The sequence below is a fragment of the Clostridium sp. CTA-7 genome, assembly GCF_054768095.1.
This window is the reverse complement of sequence record NZ_BAAAAV010000004.1, coordinates 18936-39894: the sequence shown is the minus strand read 5'-3', so window position 1 is coordinate 39894 and position 20959 is coordinate 18936. Positions and strand designations below refer to the sequence as shown.

At 26.5% G+C, this 20959-nt stretch carries 16 protein-coding genes and 2 riboswitches; of the genes, 11 read left to right on the top strand and 5 right to left on the bottom strand.

The genetic code is table 11. The annotated features are described in order from the left end of the window. Positions 1-180: 180 nt before the first annotated feature. The 5 genes from ACYUEX_RS08985 (at position 181) to ACYUEX_RS08965 (ending at position 5977) form a co-directional block, all read left to right on the top strand. On the top strand, positions 181-1197 hold the full coding sequence (locus ACYUEX_RS08985) for a lysylphosphatidylglycerol synthase domain-containing protein (protein WP_411170587.1): 1017 nt from the start codon (positions 181-183) through the stop codon (positions 1195-1197). A gap of 200 nt (positions 1198-1397) precedes the next feature. Further along, positions 1398-2165, top strand: a complete 768-nt coding sequence (locus tag ACYUEX_RS08980) for an ABC transporter ATP-binding protein (RefSeq protein WP_460287731.1) — start codon at positions 1398-1400, stop codon at positions 2163-2165. Beyond that, on the top strand, positions 2155-4146 hold the full coding sequence (locus ACYUEX_RS08975; protein WP_460287730.1) for an ABC transporter permease: 1992 nt from the start codon (positions 2155-2157) through the stop codon (positions 4144-4146). The genes ACYUEX_RS08980 and ACYUEX_RS08975 overlap by 11 nt, the downstream gene beginning before the upstream one ends. 149 nt (positions 4147-4295) lie before the next feature. Beyond that, positions 4296-4967, top strand: a complete 672-nt coding sequence (locus ACYUEX_RS08970) for a response regulator transcription factor (RefSeq protein ID WP_460287728.1) — start codon at positions 4296-4298, stop codon at positions 4965-4967. Further along, positions 4964-5977, top strand: a complete 1014-nt coding sequence (locus ACYUEX_RS08965; RefSeq protein WP_460287727.1) for a sensor histidine kinase — start codon at positions 4964-4966, stop codon at positions 5975-5977. Before ACYUEX_RS08970 ends, ACYUEX_RS08965 begins: the two co-directional genes overlap by 4 nt. Positions 5978-6086: 109 nt before the next feature. Here ACYUEX_RS08965 and ACYUEX_RS08960 read toward each other — a convergent pair whose 3' ends face one another. Both ACYUEX_RS08960 and ACYUEX_RS08955 read right to left on the bottom strand, forming a co-directional pair. Then, a complete protein-coding gene (locus ACYUEX_RS08960; RefSeq protein WP_460287726.1) occupies positions 6087-8429 on the bottom strand; it encodes a family 10 glycosylhydrolase in 2343 nt (780 codons plus the stop codon). A 328-nt stretch (positions 8430-8757) separates the two neighbouring features. Continuing rightward, positions 8758-9945: a cation:proton antiporter gene (locus ACYUEX_RS08955; protein ID WP_460287725.1), complete on the bottom strand. Its 1188-nt coding sequence runs from the start codon at positions 9943-9945 to the stop codon at positions 8758-8760. 54 nt (positions 9946-9999) lie between these two features. Further along, a riboswitch (Fluoride riboswitch) is annotated at positions 10000-10073 on the bottom strand. Between the two features lie 235 nt (positions 10074-10308). Between ACYUEX_RS08955 and pulA the strand changes: the two genes are divergently transcribed. Then, the gene (pulA, locus tag ACYUEX_RS08950) at positions 10309-13248 is read left to right on the top strand and encodes a type I pullulanase (protein ID WP_460287724.1); all 2940 of its coding nucleotides are present in this window, start codon (positions 10309-10311) and stop codon (positions 13246-13248) included. Between the two features lie 199 nt (positions 13249-13447). On the opposite strand, the gene ACYUEX_RS08945 is transcribed toward pulA, so the two are convergent. Both ACYUEX_RS08945 and thiT read right to left on the bottom strand, forming a co-directional pair. Further along, positions 13448-13723 (bottom strand): hypothetical protein, encoded by a 276-nt coding sequence (locus tag ACYUEX_RS08945; protein ID WP_411170596.1) that lies wholly within the window; start codon positions 13721-13723, stop codon positions 13448-13450. Between the two features lie 102 nt (positions 13724-13825). Continuing rightward, positions 13826-14470: an energy-coupled thiamine transporter ThiT gene (thiT, locus tag ACYUEX_RS08940; RefSeq protein ID WP_460287723.1), complete on the bottom strand. Its 645-nt coding sequence runs from the start codon at positions 14468-14470 to the stop codon at positions 13826-13828. A gap of 64 nt (positions 14471-14534) precedes the next feature. Continuing rightward, a riboswitch (TPP riboswitch) is annotated at positions 14535-14635 on the bottom strand. 241 nt (positions 14636-14876) lie between these two features. Between thiT and ACYUEX_RS08935 the strand changes: the two genes are divergently transcribed. After that, complete coding sequence (locus ACYUEX_RS08935) at positions 14877-15956, top strand: L,D-transpeptidase family protein (protein ID WP_460287722.1); 1080 nt, start codon at positions 14877-14879, stop codon at positions 15954-15956. A gap of 224 nt (positions 15957-16180) precedes the next feature. Beyond that, positions 16181-16750 (top strand): GNAT family N-acetyltransferase, encoded by a 570-nt coding sequence (locus ACYUEX_RS08930; protein ID WP_460287721.1) that lies wholly within the window; start codon positions 16181-16183, stop codon positions 16748-16750. Between the two features lie 62 nt (positions 16751-16812). On the opposite strand, the gene ACYUEX_RS08925 is transcribed toward ACYUEX_RS08930, so the two are convergent. Next, positions 16813-17382 (bottom strand): protein kinase family protein, encoded by a 570-nt coding sequence (locus ACYUEX_RS08925; RefSeq protein WP_460287720.1) that lies wholly within the window; start codon positions 17380-17382, stop codon positions 16813-16815. 268 nt (positions 17383-17650) lie between these two features. Between ACYUEX_RS08925 and ACYUEX_RS08920 the strand changes: the two genes are divergently transcribed. The 3 genes from ACYUEX_RS08920 to ACYUEX_RS08910 all read left to right on the top strand — a co-directional run bounded on the left by ACYUEX_RS08920 (position 17651) and on the right by ACYUEX_RS08910 (position 20930). Next, on the top strand, positions 17651-18556 hold the full coding sequence (locus tag ACYUEX_RS08920; RefSeq protein ID WP_460287719.1) for a GNAT family N-acetyltransferase: 906 nt from the start codon (positions 17651-17653) through the stop codon (positions 18554-18556). 156 nt (positions 18557-18712) lie between these two features. Then, positions 18713-19564, top strand: coding sequence for an aldo/keto reductase (locus tag ACYUEX_RS08915; protein WP_460287718.1), 852 nt, complete (start codon positions 18713-18715; stop codon positions 19562-19564). Between the two features lie 580 nt (positions 19565-20144). Continuing rightward, complete coding sequence (locus tag ACYUEX_RS08910; protein WP_460287717.1) at positions 20145-20930, top strand: class I SAM-dependent methyltransferase; 786 nt, start codon at positions 20145-20147, stop codon at positions 20928-20930. The last annotated feature ends 29 nt before the right edge of the window (positions 20931-20959 follow it).

The window sequence follows — 20959 nt, the reverse complement described above, 5'->3', positions numbered from 1 at the left end:
TAATTAATAGACTAGAAATAAACATATTAATTATTTAAATAGTAGTAAATAAAATAATTTTCCTTAATTTATATATAAATGATATAAAAACTTTTGAATTTATATTGTTATTAATATATACTGATAAAGGTTGGGTAAATATTTTTTATTATATAAATTAATTTAGCAGGGAGAATTTATATGTTAGTTAAGGTTGAAGACAAAGTAAAAGTATGGATGAAAGTAATTTTTATGCTTGGTATATCAATGATTATACTTATTCAGTTTAAAAGATTATTTTCAGATTTTGATATAAATACATTTTACTCTTATAGAGACAAGCTTTCATTTATAAGCTTAAGTATTATTATAATTTTGGGAATACTATCATATTTACCATTATCGTTATATGATTTTATAATTAAAGACACATGCAATATATCATTAGACAATAAAAGTCTTTATAAGTCTTCTTGGATTGCAAGTTCAATTTCAAGTATAATAGGCTTTGGAGGTGCAGCTGCAATAGCTCTTAAAAGCTATTTTTATTCACCTTATATTAAAGATAAAGCAGCTTTGGTAAAAGAGGTTTCAAAGGTAGTATTATTAAATTTTACTGGATTCTCACTACTTTGCTTTATTTATTCAGTATTAAACATAGATGATTTAAAAAAAATGGAATTAGTGAAATTAGGTATATTTTTAGCAGGGCTTTACGCACCAATTCTTCTAATATATAATTTATATAGATATGTAAATAAAGATAAACGTGAAAATGCTATAAAGACTATTAAAATAATGATAATTTCAATTTTAGAATGGACAGCAATGGCTTTATTATTATATAGTATTCTTAAATTGCTAGGAACTAAGTTAACAATATCAAGAATATTTCCAATATATGTAGTGTCCTCAGCTATAGGGATTGTAAGCATGATGCCTGGAGGGCTTGGAGGTTTTGATCTTTCATTTATTTTAGGGGTAGGAGCATTAGGAATAAATAAAGAAGAAGCATTACTAGCTTTAGTTTTATATAGGGTAAGTTATTATATTATACCATTAACTGTTGGAATAGTACTTTTAGTATATGAAACTAAAAAGAAAATAAATAAAAATTATATTGATGTATTTAAGATTATTGTTAAAAAACTTATTAATAAAATAAAATTATATAGTCAAAATAAGATAAGTAGCTCTAATAAAAGTAAAGAAGTTTAAAAAGTTATTATAATAAATATACGGCAAACCTTTAATTAAGAAGGTTTGTTTTTTTTACTTAATTATACTTATCTTACAAAAATGAAAGGTTAATGAAAGTTAGATAAATATGTAATTACTTAATCGTAGGTTAAACTATATTTGTAAACAGAAATAATAAATATTAAATAAAACATATAGTACATTATTGGAGGAGAAATATGAAAAACATTTTAAGTGTAGAAAAAATCGAAAAATATTATGGTAATAAAGAAAATGTAACTAAGGCTATAGACAATATTAGCTTTAAAGTTGAAAAAGGTGAGTTCGTTGGAATAATGGGACCATCAGGTAGTGGGAAAACAACGTTACTTAATTGTATTTCAACAATAGATACTGTAACAACAGGAAATATAATAATAAATGATAAAGATATTACAAAATTAAAATCAAAAGAACTTGAAAAATTTAGAAGAGATGAATTAGGCTTTATATTCCAAGATTTTAATCTTTTAGATACGCTAACTGCTTATGAAAATATAGCATTAGCATTGACTATTCAAGGTAGAAGTCACAATAAAATTGATGGACTTATTAAGGGTGTTGCAGATAACCTTGGTATTACACAAGTATTAAGTAAATATCCTTACCAAATGTCAGGAGGACAAAAGCAGAGAGTAGCGTCGGCAAGAGCAATTGTTACTAACCCATCATTAATATTAGCAGATGAACCTACAGGAGCTTTAGATTCTAAATCATCAAGATTACTTTTAGATTCTTTTGAAACTCTTAATAAAGAATTAGAAGCGACAATATTAATGGTTACTCATGATGCCTTTACAGCAAGTTATGCACATAGAATCTTATTTATCAAAGATGGAAAGATATTTAACGAACTTGTAAGGGGAGGGAATTCTAGAAAAGAATTCTTCAATAGAATTATAGAAGTAGTTACTCTTTTAGGAGGTGATGCAGGCGATGTATTCTAAGATAGCATTTAACAACGTAAAAAAGAGTTTAAAAGATTACGCAATATATTTCTTAACATTAACATTTGCAGTTTGTATATTTTATAGTTTTAATTCTATAGAATCTCAAAAAGTATTATTTGAAATGAATAGCAGTCAATCAGAAACAATAGCAGGGTTGAGTAAAGCCTTAGGAGTGGTATCAATATTTGTATCATTTATTCTTGGAAGCTTAATAATATACGCAAATAACTTTTTAATTAAAAAGCGTAAAAAAGAGCTGGGAATTTATATGACATTAGGAATGGGAAAAAATAAAATTTCTAAGATATTACTTGGTGAAACTTTAATAATAGGTGCTGCATCTTTAGTGGCAGGGCTAATAGTAGGTATTGTATTTTCTCAAGGACTATCAGTGTTTACAGCTAAATTATTTGAGGTAGCTATGGGAGAATATAAGTTTGTTATATCATTTGAAGCAATTATTAAAAGTACAATTTACTTTGGAATAATATTTTTATTAGTTATGATATTTAATACTATTGTAGTTTCAAAATATAAATTAATTGATATGCTAACAGCTTCAAGAAAAAGTGAAAATGTAAAACTTAAAAATCCGATTGTAAATATTATAATTTTTATAGTTTCAATTTTAATATTATCAGCTGCATATTATTTAGTAATAAAAGCAGGATTAAGACCAGAGGATATTAAGTTTGTTATGTCTTTAATATTAGGAATAGTAGGAACTTTATTATTTTTTATAAGCTTAGGTGGATTTAGTATATCTTTAGTACAAAGAAGCAAAAAAACTTACTTTAAAGAACTTAATATATTTGTTTTAAGACAAATAAGCAGCAAAATAAATACTAACTTTGTATCTATGACAGTAATTTCATTAATGCTATTTTTAACAATAACAACTCTTTCAACAGGGCTTAGTTTTAAAAATGCTTTAGAAAGTGGTTTAGAAGACTCAACACCATTCTCAGCATCAGGAGCAATGTATGTAGATGAAGAATCAAAAGTGAAAAGTATAAAAGAAGTTTTTGATGAATTAAATATAACATTTACAGATGAAGAAAAATATGTAGAATATAATGAATACTACTTAAATGATAAATTAGAAGATGTTCTAGGAAAGTATAGCAAAGGTTCAAAACCAATGAGTGGATTTGGCGACAATTATATTAATGCAATAAAAATATCAGATTATAATAAAGTAATGAATTTAAAAGGAAAAGAAGAAAAAAGTTTAAAGGAAGATGAAGTTTTAATATCTTCATCATTTGCAAATAAAATTAAAGAAATAAATGAGTTAGTTAAAAGTGATAAGACAATTAAGCTAAGTAGTAAAGAGTATAAAATAGCTAGTCCTGACATAATAACAGAATCACTTTACACAGATCAAATTTCTACTAATATATTTACAGTTATAGTACCGGATAACTTTAGTGGAGAATTAAAACTTTCAACATCAAGATTTAATGTTAATTATCCAGAAAAATATGAAGAAAAATACGCAAAGATATTTAAAAACTTTATGGATGGAGAATATTCAGATGCTGAGACAGGTTTTGTTATAGGATACACAAGAGATCAAATATATGATTCAAGTAAAGGAATGACAACTATAGTAGTATTTATTACAATATATTTAGGAATAGTATTCTTAATTTCTAGTGCTGCAGTGTTATCATTACAACAATTATCAGAAGCAGCTGATAGCAAAGATAGATATAAATCATTAAAAAGAATAGGTGCTTCTAAAAAGATGATAAATAAAACTATATTTAAACAAACTCTTATATACTTTATGGTTCCATTAGTTTTAGCAATAGTTCATTCAATAGTTGGAATTAGTGTTATAAATGACTTTATTGAACTATTTAATCAACCAAGTATAGGTGCATCATCATTTATTACATTATTTACATTAGTAGGAGTTTATGCGGGATATTTCTACGCAACATATACAGGATATAAAAATATAGTTAAATAATAAAGTAGCAGTCTAATGGGGCTGCTACTTTATTTAGATGCTAAATTATAAATTTTAGTATATAATAATAAATATAATTAATTTTGATATAAAATTTATAATTGCAAATTATATTTTAATGATAAATTTGATTTATGTAGAGGTGAAAAATGTATAAAATCGTTATAGTTGAAGATTCAGAATCTATAAGAGAAGAATTAAAGACGTATTTAGAAAGGTATGGATATGAAGTAGAAGCACCCGATTCCTTTGAAAATATTATAGAGCATATAAATAATAGTAATGCAAATTTAATATTATTAGATATAAACCTTCCACTTTATGATGGTTACTATATTTGTAGAGAAGTAAGAAAGAAGTCAGATGTGCCTATAATTATAGTTACAAGTAGAGATAGTCAAGTTGATGAGCTTATGAGTATGAATTTGGGAGCAGATGACTTTATAACAAAACCATATAATACAGAAATATTAGTTGCTAGGGTTTCTGCTTTACTAAAAAGAAGTTATGGAAAAAATAGTAATGAAGAAGTTATATCTTATGGAGATTTAAAGTTAAATTTGGCAAATGGAAGCATTACATATGAAACTAAAACCGTAGAGCTTACTAAAAATGAGCTTAAAATTTTAGCTCATCTAATAAAAAATAGGGGGAAAATAGTTTCTAGAGATGCTTTAATGGATGCTCTTTGGCAATCTGATTTATTTTTAGATGATAATACATTATCAGTAAATGTAACTAGATTAAGAAAGAAGATAGAAGAAATAGGACTAGATAATATTATAGAAACAAGAAGAGGATTAGGGTACATAATGCCATGAGTATATTAGAGTATATAAAGGAAAGAAAAGCTATAATAATAATAAATATTTTTTTATTTATACTTGTAGCAATAACTTTAATAGTTGCAAATAGAAATATATGGTTGACTGTATTGATTTTCTCAACATGGATATTACCCTTAATAGCTAATATTTTAGTTGAATATTTTAAACAGAATAAATTTTATAATGATATGATTTCTATATCAGAAAAGCTAGATAAAAAATATCTTTTACCAGAAGTGATTGAAGAGCCAAATTTTTTAGAAGGCAAAATAGTTTATGATGTATTAAAAGAAACAAATAAAAATATGAATGAAAATGTTAAATACTTTAAAAATAAACAAATAGAGTATAGAGAATATATAGAAACATGGGTTCATGAAATTAAAACCCCAATTGCTTCAACAAAGTTAATATTAGAAAATAATGAGAGCGAAATTGCTTCAAAAGTATCTTATGAAATAAAGAAAATAGAAGGCTTTATAGAACAAGTATTATATTATTCTAAGAGTGAAGATGTTAGTAAAGATTATATAATTAAAGAGTTTAATTTATCAGAGGCAGTTAAAATTTCAATAAGAAATAATTCTAGAGATTTTATAAATAAAAGAATAAAATTAGAGCTCAGTGAAATAGACTTAATGATATTTAGTGATATAAAATGGGTAAGCTTTATTATTAATCAACTAATTGGAAATGCTATTAAGTATAGTGAAAAGGGAAATGGAAAAGTAAAAGTATATTCAAAATCAAATGAAAATAGCAATTCATTAATTATAGAAGATAATGGAGTAGGAATTAATGAAAGAGACGTAGATAGAGTATTTGAAAAGGGATTTACAGGGGAAAATGGAAGGCTTTTTGGTAAGTCAACAGGAATAGGATTATATTTATGTAAAAGCCTTTGTGATAAATTAGGATTGGGACTTAAATTAGATTCTAAAAAAAATGAAGGAACAAAAGTAGAAATAGTATTTCCTTTAGGTAAATTCACCATGTTTAGATAGAATAGAGTAACCATTAAATATAAAACTAAAATAAAGTTACCCTAGTAAGAATAGTATATTACTTAATTCTTACTAGGGTGCTTTTTATTTTAAATATTTTATTTATAGGCTATTTTTTCTTAAATAAAGCAGCTCCAGCTATAGTTAGAATTGAAGCAAAGCTCAATAAAAGTGATGAATTTCTTCCACCAGTAGTAGGAAGTTTACCTTGTTCATTTTCATTATTTTCATTTTTATTTTCTTTTAATTCTTTAATTTTTGCTTCAGCTTTTACAAGTTTGTCTAAATTAGTTATAGCTGAGTCATTGTTTGCAATAGTAACTAATTCTCTAGCAGCCTTTATAGCTTCTTCATTCTTTAAAGTTATATTTTCTAAAGCAGGAAGCTTGTCTATTGCATCAATAGCAGTATTTTCTTTAGCTTTTTGTTCATCTTCCTTAACCTTCCCAGCTTTAAGCTCTGCTATTCTATTTTCAGCAGCAACTAAAATATCTAGGTTAGTAACATAAGAGTCATTATTTAAAGCTTTAACTAAAGTCCTAGCTGAAACAACAATAGCTTCATCTTCTAATGTCAATTTATCTAATGAAGGAATCTTATTAATTGCTTCAATAACAGGAAGTGCAGCAGCTTCTTTATCTAAAATTTCTTTATTAAATACTTTAGATTCGTTTTCTACTGAAGCATTATCTATTACAGTAACAGCATAAGTATATGTCTTGTTAGCATCTATATTTTTATCAACAAATTCTTTTCCGGCTTCAACTCCAAAACGGCTAATTAAATTAGCTGGATTAGTTATATCAACTGAATCTAAATTACCTTCTTGTCTATATACGCAGTAGAATTTGCTATCAGTATTAGTATCATTCCAACTAATTTTAATTTGATTTTCATTTATTTCATACTTAGCAGCTGACACAGGTACAGTTGCTACTTTATCTAACCAAGGCTTACCTGGTACATTAGATGGCAAATTAAAGTAATCCTTCTTTAAAATAGCATTTGCATGATTTAATACATCATATTTATCTCCAGCTCCACCAACAGTTTGAGGTAATAGCTTATTATAAGAGAAGAAACCACTACCTTTAACATTTTTAAATTTTTGATTAAATCTTAATTGATTAGCTATTTCATATGGATTTTTAAAGTTAGCATCCCAAGAAGCATCTATATATTTATAGTTTGGATGTCCAATATAAAGATGAGAATTGTTAACTCCTTCAAATTGAGCATCCCACCACTTTAATAGTTCACCATATGGAGCAGCAGGAGTATTAAATGCCCAGTATATTTGCGGTGTTAAATAATCTACTAATCCATCTTGAACCCATTTTCTAGTATTAGCAAATTGGTCTCTAAGACTTGAAGTTGAACCAGTTGGAGTATTAGATCCATCTGGATAAACCTCAGCATGTCCCCAAATACCAAATGGAGAAACGCCAAATTGTATTGACCTATCATTAGCTGTATTTATTGTATCTATTTCATTTTTAATAGCTTCTATAAGAAGACTTATATTATCTTCTCTCCATTTAGCAGCATTTTCAACATTATATTCTCCAAAGCCTCTATTATTATCTATAAAGGTTTGTTTATCGATGTCTTGTTCATAGAAATATATGTCTTTTTTATTTTCAGTGTACTTATATGGATAAAAGTAATCATCAAAGTGAATAGCATCTACGTCATACTTAGTTGCAACTTCATTAACTCTAGCAACAACATAATCAATAACTTCAGGTTTACCAGGATCTAAAAATAGTTTATTTTGGAATTCATAAACTAAATCTGAATGCAATCTTGCAAAGTTGTTTTCTGCAAGCTCATTTAACTTTTCAGTAGCAGGTCTTGTATCAAGAGTATTATTAGTAACTCTATATGGGTTAAACCAAGCATGGAATTCCATACCTCTTTTATGAGTTTCTGAAACCATCCATTCTAAAGGATCAAATCCATTAAATCCAGGATCTTTACCCTGATATGTGTAGCTACTTCCACCTTTATGAAGATATTGAGACCAAGGTGCAATATCTGATGGATACCAAGCATCAAGCATTGGACTTACTTGGAATGTAACTGCATTAAAGTTTAACTCTTCAAACTTATCTAAATAAGATGTAAATTGATTTTTAAACTCTTCTTCAGCAGAAAGGTTTGCATCAAGATTAATTGGATTAACATCAATATTAACTACAGTTGAAAGCCAAGCTGTTCTAAATTGCTCTTTTGGATTTACAAATTCATTTGGAATAGTGACTTGAGGTCCATCCTTATAAAGAGAAACAGGTTTAGTCTCATCATAAGTAATTTCTCCAGTTTGGAAATTGTACTCCTTAAAGTTAAATAGTGGTGATTCATTTTCTAAAGCGAATGCCTTAGTTGAAATTAGTGTTTGACTAGTTATGCTAGCAAGTAAAAGCAAAGCTAAAGTCTTTTTCTTATTCATCAATACCCCTCCTAATAAATAAAATGTAAATATATAACATGGAAATGTTTACATGTTATTCCTATTGTAACCTATAAGATTTAATATTTCAACATATTTTTTAAAAATTGAAATATATTTTCAAAAATGGGAAGTAAAAAAGCTCTTATAACTTAGGAAAATAAAAAAATCATCTTTAATTTTAAAAATAAATAACTTAATATAGCATATGTTTGCCAAAGTCAATATAGAAAGAATTCCATAATAAAAGCTAAGCCTGAAAATTTAATTTAGACTTAGCTTTTTAAATTACTTGGTTATTATATAGTTTTTTTAGAATCTATAGAATTTATTTTTCTGAAGTAATTAATAATTTTTTATAGTTTCTATCAATTAAAAATGCACCTAGTGGAGCAGTGATTATTATAGAAAGCACTGCAACTGTTAGTATAATCTCACCAGAGGCCAGACCCATTGAAAGTGGTAGGGCACCAATAGCAGCTTGAACTGTAGCTTTTGGCATATATGCTATAACGGAAAATATTCTTTCTTTAAAAGTTAATTCAGTATTAATTAAACAAATTAAAACCCCAATCATTCTAAATAATAATGAGCCTAAGATTAACAGAATAGCTACTATCCCGGAATTTAATGCATACTTAATATTTACAGTTGCTCCAACTAAAACAAATAAAAATACTTCAGCAGCAACCCAAAGCTTTGAATATTTAAGAGATATTCTAGTAGCTAATTCAGGGTAAGTTTTTAATATAGTTGCACCAAGGCTCATAATAGCAAGCAATCCAGAAATAGGAATAAAGTTCTTTAATAGATTTTCAATAGTTATAAATAAAAATGACACACTTAATATTATAAGAATTTTAATAGAGTCGCGCATATGCACCTTTTTAAATAGGTAAACAAGAGCTAAGCCACCCATAATGCCTAATATTATTCCAAGTACTATAGAAATTGGAATTTCTAATAAAGACATATAGGAAAAGTTACTACTACCTGTAGCAATGCCTGTAAATGAAGTGAATAACACTATGACAAATATGTCGTCTACAGAGGCTCCAGCTAAAATCAATTGTGGAATACTTTTTTTAACTCCATAACCTTCATTCATAAGCTTTAGCATTCTAGGAACTATAACAGCCGGTGAAACAGCAGCAATAACAGTACCCATTATTGCAGAGTCAAGTAAAGATAATCCTAAAAGTTTAGGTCCAAGCAATATAAATCCCAGTATTTCAAAGGTAGCAGGGACGAAGCACATTAAAATAGCAGGTCTACCGACCCTTTTTAAATCTTTAATATCTAATGCAAGGCCTGCACGAGTTAAAATTATTACAAGGGCTATTTGACGAAGCTCAGATGAAATGCTTAGAATACTTTCATCTATCAAATTAAACATATAAGGTCCTAATATAATTCCTGTCAATATCATACCTACGAGACTTGGCAATTTTAATTTAGAAAAAATAGAACCCATAAATATACCAGATAAAATAATAAGAGCTAAACTAGTTAACATATAAAAATCCTCCTTTGTTTAATAATTAAAAAAAGCTAATGATTTCTGCAAAAAAACATTGCAGAAGTCATTAGCTTAGTAAGCGGTTTTGACATAAGTCAAGGGAGAACTTCATTCCCTTAAATCATTATAAATATTACCATATAAAAATTAAGAAATCAATGAAAATTTAAAATAAAATTGAAGACATAATTCTAGAAAATTATATGATGATGGAATATTTATGGTGAAATATATAGTTATATAAAGAGTAGCTTATATTATAGAAGAAGTTGAATTTTAAAATGATTAAAGAAAAATAGATAGAGGCAATAATTAAGGATAGACATAAAATATAATATTAAAATTTTAGGAGTTGAAATAATGGTAAGATATAGTGATGATATAAAGTATAATGACATAAGTAATAACAACTCTTTTAAAATAAGTAATAAATTATTAAAGAATAGTGAAAGTTTTGATGGTAATTTACTAGAAATTAAGGCTTCCTGTAATGAATTTCACTTAGGTGAAGAAATTCAGCTTGTAGCATTAAGAGAATCTATATTTGGAATAAAAGAACTAAGAGAGGTTTATTGGACAATTGATTATAAAGGAACAGATATAAACATAGAAAAAGACATCATTAAAATAAGTAAATCACTAAAAGATAAAAGCTCGATTCAAATAAGTTGTATTGATAAAGAAACTGGAGAAAAAGCTTCTAGGGAATTTCCTATTGTGTTAAAAGAAGTAGAAGATACATTAATACATTTTATAAAAAATGATGGTGATTATTTTGGAGGTGGATATAGATGGGATTTGTGGGGCTTTTCTAATGAGGGAGATTATTACCCCATAGAATTATTACAAGAAAGTGACTTTGGAAGATGTGCTTTTGTAAAGGAAGAAAATATAATTGCAAGAAGAAAAGCTTGGGGAGATAATTGGGGTAATGATTGGTCAGAACAAACAGCTACCTTTGAAATACCAAAGGGAGTGAAAAATTGTTATATAATTTATGGTGAATATAAGCTTATACTAGATTTAAGAGAGGTTATAGAATATATAAGACCAAGAATAGAGACGGCAATAATGGATGATAAGGATAAAATAACAGCCTTTTTATCTAAAAAACCATTAGATGTAACTGAGTTTTATATTTATATAAATGGAGTAAAAGAAGAAAACTGTGAATATATAATTTATAAGGATTTAAAAAAAGTAGAGTTTATAAATTTAAATTTAAATATATCACCAATGGATCTAGTTGAAGTAAGATCAAGTAAGACATTCCTTCCTTGTAAAGTTACGATGAGAAGGTTTTTAGACAGTTATTATTATAAAGAAAATGATATGGGCATTGTCTATGATAAAGAATATATATATTTAAGAGTTTGGGCTCCAACTGCTTTTAAGGTAGAGTTATGTTTATATGATAATTGGTATGATATAAATGAAAATGAAAAAAGCTTACATCAAATGAAAAGAGATAATATAAGTGGCACTTACTATAACAAAATAAATAGAAAAGAAAATGAAGGGAGATTTTATCTATATAAGCTTTATTTTAAAGATATAGATAGAAACGGATTAGAATATATAAAAATAAGCTATGCAGTAGATCCTTATACAGTATCTGTAGGTATAAATGGTGAAAAAGGCTTTTTAATAGATATAAATAATATAAAAACCATGCCACTAGGATGGTTATTTGATAGAAAACCAGAGCTTGTAAGAAAAGAGGATTCTATAATTTATGAAATTCATGTAAGAGATTTTACTATAAGCGATGATAGTGGAATAGATAAAAATATTAGAGGAAAATATTTAGGACTAGCAAAAGAAGGAGCTAGGTATAAAGATGCAAAAAGAAAAATTGAAGTTAAAACAGGTATTGATCATCTAAAAGAACTTGGAATAACACATGTACATTTATTACCTATATTTGACTTTGGTTCAGTTGATGAAAGAAAATCAAACAAAAAAGGGAATAGAAACTGGGGGTATGATCCTAAAAACTATAATGCTCCTGAAGGAAGTTATTCAAGTAATCCATATAATCCAATAGCTAGAATAATAGAACTAAGAGAGATGATAAAGGTTCTTCATAAAAATGGGATAAGAGTAGTTATGGATGTAGTTTATAATCATATGCAAGAAACTAGAAATTTAGATAGTCTTGTTCCATCATATTACTTTAGAACAGATTATAGAGGAAGATTTACTAATGGTTCAGGCTGTGGTAATGAAATAGCAACAGAAAGGCCTATGGTTAGAAAGTTTATTATAGATTCTATAACTCATTGGATAAAGGATTACCATATTGATGGTTTAAGATTTGATCTTATGGAATTAATAGATATAGATACTATGAAAGAAATAACTAGCTTAATAAAGAAAATTGACGACAATATATTAATTTATGGAGAGCCTTGGAAAGGAGGAGAATCGTCACTACTAAATGGAACCTACAAGGGAAGGCAAAGAGGTGAAGATTTTTCCGTATTTAATGACACCTTTAGAGATTTTATAAGGGGAAATAATAGTCCATCAAATGGATTTTCAAATGGAAATCAACATAATGGACCTACTGCATGGAATATAATAGAGGGTTTAAAAGGCTCTATAAATACATTAACATTTAATCCTAAGGAAACTATAAATTATGTAGATGCTCATGATAACTACACTCTCTGGGATCAAATAGAGAAAAGCTTAAAACCTAATATTAAAGAAGATGAATATAGAAAAATATTAGAAAATAATGTTTTAGATAATCATTTAGTAAGAAGAAATATTTTATCCCTTTCAATAATATTAACATCACAAGGAATACCATTTATTCAAGGTGGAGCAGAAATATTAAGAACAAAAAATGGAGACCACAATAGTTATAAAAGTCCAGATAATATAAATGCAATTTTTTGGAGGGATAAAGCAAAATATATAGATGTATTTAATTATGTAAAGGGATTAATAAATATCAGAAAAAACTATAGGGAATTTAGACTAGATAGTAGAGATGACATAAATAACAACATTGAGATTAGTTTTTTAAATGGAGATGAAAAGGCTGGAGTAATAAAGTGGCATTTTAGAAATCTATATAACATTGAAAAAAACTTAAATGATTTAATTGTAATTTATAATGGAACATCTATAGATGATTATGATGTAAATCAACATATTCCTGAATCAAAATCTGGTGAGTGGAATATTATAGCAGACCATAGTTATGCAGGGATAGAAACTATAAAAACTATTAAATATGGTTTTATTCCCCAATTAAAATCTTATTCAATTATGATTATATATTCATAAGAATTATTAAAATAAGAGGCTAGTTAAATCTAAAATGAATCCTACATGAAGGATTTTAACTTTAACGTAGCCTCTTAATTTTTGTAGTATATATGTTCTAATTAATATTCTACATTATCTATATTTAAATTGAAATCAATAGTTAAAATTCAAAAAGCAAGTTTAATAGTAAATTAGAATCATATATATAATAAAACTTTTAATATCCAGAGCTTAAAATAGCTGCAATAATTATTGATCCAAATATGATCCAGAACACTATTCCAATAGCAATCATAATAAGAGTTGCTTGGAAATAAGTTTTCTTACTTTTATTCACATTTGATCCAAAAGCCCAAACAAACATTAAAACTATGTTTGCAATTGGAATTAACATTAAAAGAAGTGTAATTATCCAATCTTTCAATGTCATTGGTTGAGAATACTTGTCGTAGTTAATATCATTATTTGTGTTGTTAGTTAAATTATTATCCATTATTTTCACTCCCCTAAAACTTAAAGTTATTATTTCTTAAATATTATACTATAAAATTTAAGAAATAATAACTCTAAGTGAAAAAAATGTAAAATTATAAAATTAATGAGATAGGCTTTTACTTCCTTCTATAATTCTATTTATAGGTAATAATCCTATAATAACTAAAACTACAATAAGATTTCCTCCAACAACAGCACCATTAACTACAAGAGAATATAAAGCTGGAGACCATCCTTCAGGTGCAAATTGTCCAAAGAATATAAACCCTGATATAAAGTGAAATATAAATTTAATAAACATACCGAAAAATGTTCCTAAAAGTTTTTTATCTTTAAAATACCCAGCTAGTCCAACTGCCATAAAAGGAAGAGGATAGTCAAATAAAACTTGAATTGGATGAAGTATATAAGGGCTGATAATTAAATATATTATCCCAAATAAAAATCCAGTAAGCATACCTATTTCAGGACCGTAAATAAAAGCAATAAGTAGTATTGGTACCATACTACCTAAATTTATACTACCAGCACCATTAGGTAAATCTACTATCTTTACAAGGTGAAGGATCGTAGCTAAGGCTAAAGCAATACCAATTCTAGCCATAATCTTTGAATCAAGCTTTATTTTTTTAAATCTAATAAAAGTAAGTATTAAAATAATAACTCCTAAAAGAGTAGCTAAAGAAAGCGGGCTTTTTAATATTTCACTAAAGCTTTCTCTTAATGTGTTAATAAAATTTTCCATTAAAAATACCTCCTAAAAATATGCTAGGAGGTACGTTTATAGCTTTATAATAATTTAATTCCATAAAAATACATTGTGACTTTCCTACGCTGGTATTATCCAGATCAGGTAAAGAGGGTTAATGAAAAATCATCTCTCAGCCTAAAGGCACCCCTAGCACTTCTTTTATTTAATTTATAAGTAAAGTTTACATAAGAATGAAATAAAAGTCAATAATTTTTAATATAGTATTTTATATAGAGAAATAAGAAGGTATCAGTTTGAAATTGATTGGAATAATTTACTATTTATTTGGTTTATAAAAAAATGTATGATAATAATTAGAGTTACCAATAATTTATTTACAATGCTGAACATAATTTTAATACTAATTTACAAAAGACTTTTTGATATACGGGGGGGAAAAATGATAAAAAACAAAAAGATAAATTTAATTATAGCATCGTTAGTACTAATTTTTATTGTTATAGGATTTAGTGCTTTTTATGTGAACAAGGTAAAAAAAGATAGAGTATTAGATGCAAAAATAGAAGAAGTATATGAAGAAGCAGATAATATTAAAATTTTAAATATGAATAATGATGAAGAAGAGCTTTATAGTAAATTAAAAGAAGACTTTAACAAAGCTATAAGCAGTAAAAAACTAAATGAAGCAAATGAAGTTTTAGATAAGTTAAAGGACTTAAAATCTTCGGTTGAGAAGAGAATTCAAGATGAAGCAAAAATAGAAGAAGAGAGAAAGAAGGAAGAAGAAAAACAGGAAAAAGAAAATGAAATAGCATTACCTGAAGAAGCTAAGAAAAAAGAAGAGGCTTCAAAGGTTGAGAATAATACTTCAAATTCAAATACTCAATCTATAGCTCCGTCTAATAATGAGCCTAAGATTGCCAATACATCAGTTGCTAAGAATTCTAATCAAATAATTTCAGTTGTGAGTACAGGCGGTAGTACAGCTGAGTTAGTTCTATGGCAAAAAGATAGCAATGGAAAATGGTATGAATATGATAGTATGTTTGCAAGATTAGGTGAAAATGGAATGAAAAATGCAAGTGAAGTTTATGAAATGGATTTATGTACTCCTACAGGTGTATATAGTTTAACAGAAGCTTTTGGAGCAGCACAAAATCCAGGAAGTGGAGTTCCATATAGAGTATTAGATGGTTCAGAATATTGGGTAGATGATGTTAATTCACCTTATTACAATACAATGCAGTTTGGAGCACCAAATGGTAGATGGAATTCAGCAGAGCATTTAATAGATCATAGCAATTCATATAAATACTCTTTAGTAATTGATTATAATAGATGGACAGTTGTTCCAGGGAAAAGCTCTGCAATATTTTTACATGTAGATGTTGGGGTTCCAACTTGGGGATGTGTAGCTGTTGAACAAAGCAAGATGAAAGAAATTTTACAATGGATAAATCCAGGTTCGAACCCTAAAATAGCTCTTGCCTTAAGTTATGGTGAACTTTATAGCTATTAACAAATAATTAATATATTATTTAAAAGAAAAGTTATACATTAATAAATTTATTAGTGTATAGCTTTTTTTATTAATAAGTTGTAGGCTAAGTAAAAATTATTTATAATTATTTTATGATATATGAAAAATAGGGAACAAATTTAAACTTTATAAATAAAAGGAAAAAAATTTTAAAATTAATATATCTATAATTTGATAAACACTTATAAAGGGGATGTAATATTATGAAAAAAGATTTATTATTTAGTCAATTTCCTTATATTGAAAGTGAAGAAATTATATTAAGTAAAATAGAAGAAGTTAATTTAGAGGATTTATATGAAATTTGTGCAAATGAAAATTTATATAAATATAAACCTGGAAATGCAAAGAAATCTATTGATACAGTAAAAAATATGATTGCTCATTTTCAAAGAGATTTTCAAAAGAAAAAGATAGTTTTTTTAGGTGTTTTTCTTAAATCTAATCCTAAAAAGCTTGTAGGTGTAGCGGAAATTTTTGATATAGATGAAAAAGTGAGTGTAGTTACTATAGGATATACTTTAAATGAAGATTACTTTGGTAAGGGGATAGCTAGTAATATTGTTAAGACCTTAATAAAATATTTATTTAATGAAGTAGAATTAAACAGAATACAAGCATATGTAATGGTTGAAAATATTAAATCTCAAAATGTATTAAAAAGAAATAATTTTATAAAAGATGGTACTATAAGAGAAGGGAATATATGGACAGGAAAAGGAATAGTTAATTTAGAGTTATATTCAATATTAAAATCAGAATATATAAAGTAATGTCTTTTATAAGTGAGAACTAGAGATAAATCCACTAAGATTTATCTCTAGTTCTCACTTAATTAGCCATATCTATAAATTCTTTTTCTTCTAGGACAAGCGAGATAATTATAAGCGTCAGTCCAATAAGAAAGTAAATCTGGCTTGTATTGTAAAACATCTTTTAAAAACTTATCAAATAAGTGAAGTTTAACTAGTGTTTTTATTATATCTTTAGGATAAGGAGTAATTTTAGTAAAAGGTTTTCTTGGATCAATAACCATTATTTTACCCTTAGAGTCTACAAATATATGTGCATTTCTAATATTAATTCTCTTAAACTTAAGCCTTTTTAAATCTTCAATTAAATCTATAATTTCCTTTGATAAATTATAAGGCAATCCATGTTTAGTAATGTATTCAAAAAGATTTTCTCCACCTACATATTCCCTTATTAAAATATTACTTATCCTTAAAATTGGATTTGGGAAAAAGGAACTGTCTAAAGTTTTTTTTAATATTTCTTCTTCACTTTTAGCAGCTTTTATATTCTTAAAGGTTTTAAGTGCATAACCTTCTGGTGTTAAATAAACAGAGCCTTCAGCTCCAGAACCTAATAGCTTACAATCTTGAATTTCTAATAAGTAGTTCATAATACCACACTTAATTAATTGCTTTTAAATATTATATGCAAACAAAAATAATATGTTATTAGTAATTAGACTATTTAGATTATAATGTAATAATTATATTTGTAGTAAGTATATATTTAATATTAATATTTGAATATAGAATATATATGGGAAATAAGTAAAGAAAAATTTTTAGGCAAGTTAAGGTATTAAAGAAAGTCTCTGAACTTACATAAAATTAGTTAATAATTTTGTAATTTAGATAAATTAAAAGGTTAAGGGGAAAATAATGTATGAATTTATTTTGGTAAAAAATTTAAAGAAAAATAAAAAGTATAGAAAAAGTTTTAGTAAGTTAGCAGCAGATACATTTGGATTAGACTTTGAACAGTGGTTTGAAGAGGGATATTGCAATGATAATTATATTTCATATTCCTATATTCATAATGATGAGGTAATTGCAAATGTTTCTATAAATAAATTCACTATAGTCCAGAATAGAAAGATTAATAAAGCAATTCAATTAGGAACAGTAATGACAGATAAAAATTATAGAAATAAAGGTCTAATAAGAAGGCTTATGAATGAAATATTTAAAGAATATGAAAAGAAGGTAGATTTTATATATTTATTTGCAAATAATTCTGTTTTAAACTTTTATCCTAAGTTTGGATTTAATAGAGTAAATGAAACTTCATATGAGATAAACACTGAGAATATAATTTATACTGAAGATATAAAAAATAAGAAAACAACTAATATTAAAAAGTTAAATTTAGATTTAAAAGAAGATAAGAAGATAATAGATAAAATGTGTAAAAATAGAGTTCAAGTTTCAAATAAGCTTGGAGTTATAAAAGATGAATGGCCTTTAAAGGTTTATTGTAATTATATTTATAGAGAGAATCTTTATTATATTAAAGATGAGGACGCTGTAGTTATAATGGAAAGAAATGATAAAGAGCTTATATTAAATGATATTTTAAGCAAAAAGCCTATAAATTTAGATAATATAATATTAAAAATACTAGAGAAAGATGATAAAGTTATAATATTCAATTTTATTGCAGAAAGTAAAAAATTTAAAGTAAGTATTAAACCTAAAATAGATGATGATAATGCTTTACTTATAAAAAATTGTAAAGAGAAATTTAAATGTGAAAGTGTACTCTTTCCAATAACTTCTCATACTTAATTAGTAAAAATAAATATAGCAGAATTATCAATAAGTATAGCTTATTCTTTAATGATTAACCTTATTGCACTATAATTAACTTAAATAATATTTTAAGTAGAAAGCCTATGAATTTTTAGATAATATAATATTAAAAATAGAAGGAGAGGAAATTTTATGAGAAATTTAAAAGACACTTATATATTAAGCAATGGAATACAAATTCCATGTGTAGGATTTGGAACATGGCAAACACCTAATGGTGAAATTGCTATTTCTTCTGTAGAAGAAGCATTAAAAGTTGGATATAGACATATAGATACAGCAGCAGTATATGGTAATGAAAAAAGCGTTGGTATAGCTATTAAAAATAGTGGTGTACCTAGAGAGGAGATATTTGTTACAAGCAAGCTTTGGAATACAGAGCAAGGATATGAAAGTACTTTAAAGGCTTTTGAAAAAACAATAGAGGATTTACAACTAGAATATGTAGATTTATACTTAATTCACTGGCCAATTCCTAAGATATTTAAGGAAAATTGGAAAGAAGTAAATATAGAAACTTGGAGAGCTTTCGAAGAGCTTTATAAAGAAGGAAAAATAAGGGCAATAGGAGTAAGTAATTTTAAACCTCATCATCTTCAAAATATATTAGAAAATTGTGAAATAGCTCCTATGGTAAATCAAATAGAGATACATCCAGGATTAAATCAAGATGAAACAGTTGAATTCTGTAAGAAACATAACATATTAGTTGAGGCTTGGAGTCCTTTATCAACAGGAAAAATATTTGAAGTAAAAGAAATAAAAGATGTAGCAGATAAGTATGGAAAAACTATAGCACAAATATGTATAAGGTGGTCACTTCAAAAAGGGAACTTACCACTTCCAAAATCAGTAACAGCAAGTAGAATTGCTGAAAATGCTGAAGTGTTTGATTTTGAACTTAAAGAAGAGGATATAAAGTTTATAGATAATTTAATTAATTGTGGTGGATCAGGAATGGATCCAGATAATATAAATTTTTAAGCACTTGGAGAAGATGATATTCTTCATATAGAAGTGCAAGAGATATTGAGAGTAATGACTAGAAATAAGGAGAGTTTCCAATGAGGGAGACTCTCCTTATTTTTTAAAATGACTATAGGAATATGAGGTCTATTATTTATTCTAAAAGGAAATAGGCTATTACCAATACCTCTACTTACAATAAGGTTAACATTATTATTTTCATACGTTATTAATTTTAAAGGTTTAGAAATAAGTTTGTCATAGGAGCAATAGTCTTAATTTCACCATTATAGATAACTTCGAAATTAGCCAGAGTTTTATTAGTTAAGTTGCTTACATAAATCTATTTTAAGGCACAGTTATCAATTTAGTCTATATAAAGTTCTCGAATAATATTATATTTATTACTTTTGAAATATTAGTAAACATCTACATTATATTCCTAGTTATGGATTAACACAACATCATTTAGCAAGAATGGAACAGTAGAATATATTATAGATTGCTATAATGAAATTGTCATACTTATATTTTAAATTTTGCTATGGAGGCTATCAAATTATGTCTCGAAAAAAATTAATTAGGAGGAAGATGAATTATGGATAAATATTACTATGGTGACCTGTGCTCTTTATTTTATGATATTGATAAGCCCGAAGCGCCAAAAGATGAATTGGATTTTTTACTTTCATTTGCAAATGAAAATATGAAAATTTTAGAACCTATGTGTGGTTCAGGAAGATTTTTAATTCCTTTTTTAAAGAAGGGTTTTGATATTGATGGTTTTGATTTATCTAAGGATATGATAAAGAGATGCAAAGAAAAACTATTGTCAAATAATCTTTCAACAGGAATTGATTTATGTGATTTTACCACATTTAATCATAGCAAAGAAAAGTATGACCTTATTTTTATTGCATCAATTTCTTTTTCATTACTAACTAACAGAAGAGATATTAACAACGCCCTGGAGATGATGAAAAATAGCTTGAAATCATCAGGGAAAATCGTTTTGGGTGTGGAAACTGACATTAACTATCGCAATAATAAATCTTATGCTGATGAATATAAGTTTGAAACTGATGATTTTAAAGAAAGAAAAAGAGTAGAAAAGGGCTCGTTTGAAATTTTATTAAAAGAAAAATCTGCATATAATCCCTATCAGCAAATTATGTATTTGCCGGGAGTATATGAGCTTTATATCAATAGTGAATATATTCGTTCAGAACATGAAGACTTTTATTTAAGACTATACAAACCTAATGAGCTTGATGAAATTGTTGAGAAGTGTAGATTGAAAATAGTAAATAAATATACGAATTTTAATAAAAGTGATTTTGACTTTCAAGGCGCTGAAGAAATATTTTATGAACTGCATAAATAAAACAAGCTGTATCTAAATTAATTTAGATA

Coding starts and splice junctions, on each gene's coding strand:
- ACYUEX_RS08985 (WP_411170587.1), top strand. CDS start 181: ATGTTAGTTAAGGTTGAAGACAAAGTAAAAGTATGGATGAAAGTAATT.
- ACYUEX_RS08980 (WP_460287731.1), top strand. CDS start 1,398: ATGAAAAACATTTTAAGTGTAGAAAAAATCGAAAAATATTATGGTAAT.
- ACYUEX_RS08975 (WP_460287730.1), top strand. CDS start 2,155: ATGTATTCTAAGATAGCATTTAACAACGTAAAAAAGAGTTTAAAAGAT.
- ACYUEX_RS08970 (WP_460287728.1), top strand. CDS start 4,296: ATGTATAAAATCGTTATAGTTGAAGATTCAGAATCTATAAGAGAAGAA.
- ACYUEX_RS08965 (WP_460287727.1), top strand. CDS start 4,964: ATGAGTATATTAGAGTATATAAAGGAAAGAAAAGCTATAATAATAATA.
- ACYUEX_RS08960 (WP_460287726.1), bottom strand. CDS start 8,429: ATGAATAAGAAAAAGACTTTAGCTTTGCTTTTACTTGCTAGCATAACT.
- ACYUEX_RS08955 (WP_460287725.1), bottom strand. CDS start 9,945: ATGTTAACTAGTTTAGCTCTTATTATTTTATCTGGTATATTTATGGGT.
- pulA (WP_460287724.1), top strand. CDS start 10,309: ATGGTAAGATATAGTGATGATATAAAGTATAATGACATAAGTAATAAC.
- ACYUEX_RS08945 (WP_411170596.1), bottom strand. CDS start 13,723: ATGGATAATAATTTAACTAACAACACAAATAATGATATTAACTACGAC.
- thiT (WP_460287723.1), bottom strand. CDS start 14,470: ATGGAAAATTTTATTAACACATTAAGAGAAAGCTTTAGTGAAATATTA.
- ACYUEX_RS08935 (WP_460287722.1), top strand. CDS start 14,877: ATGATAAAAAACAAAAAGATAAATTTAATTATAGCATCGTTAGTACTA.
- ACYUEX_RS08930 (WP_460287721.1), top strand. CDS start 16,181: ATGAAAAAAGATTTATTATTTAGTCAATTTCCTTATATTGAAAGTGAA.
- ACYUEX_RS08925 (WP_460287720.1), bottom strand. CDS start 17,382: ATGAACTACTTATTAGAAATTCAAGATTGTAAGCTATTAGGTTCTGGA.
- ACYUEX_RS08920 (WP_460287719.1), top strand. CDS start 17,651: ATGTATGAATTTATTTTGGTAAAAAATTTAAAGAAAAATAAAAAGTAT.
- ACYUEX_RS08915 (WP_460287718.1), top strand. CDS start 18,713: ATGAGAAATTTAAAAGACACTTATATATTAAGCAATGGAATACAAATT.
- ACYUEX_RS08910 (WP_460287717.1), top strand. CDS start 20,145: ATGGATAAATATTACTATGGTGACCTGTGCTCTTTATTTTATGATATT.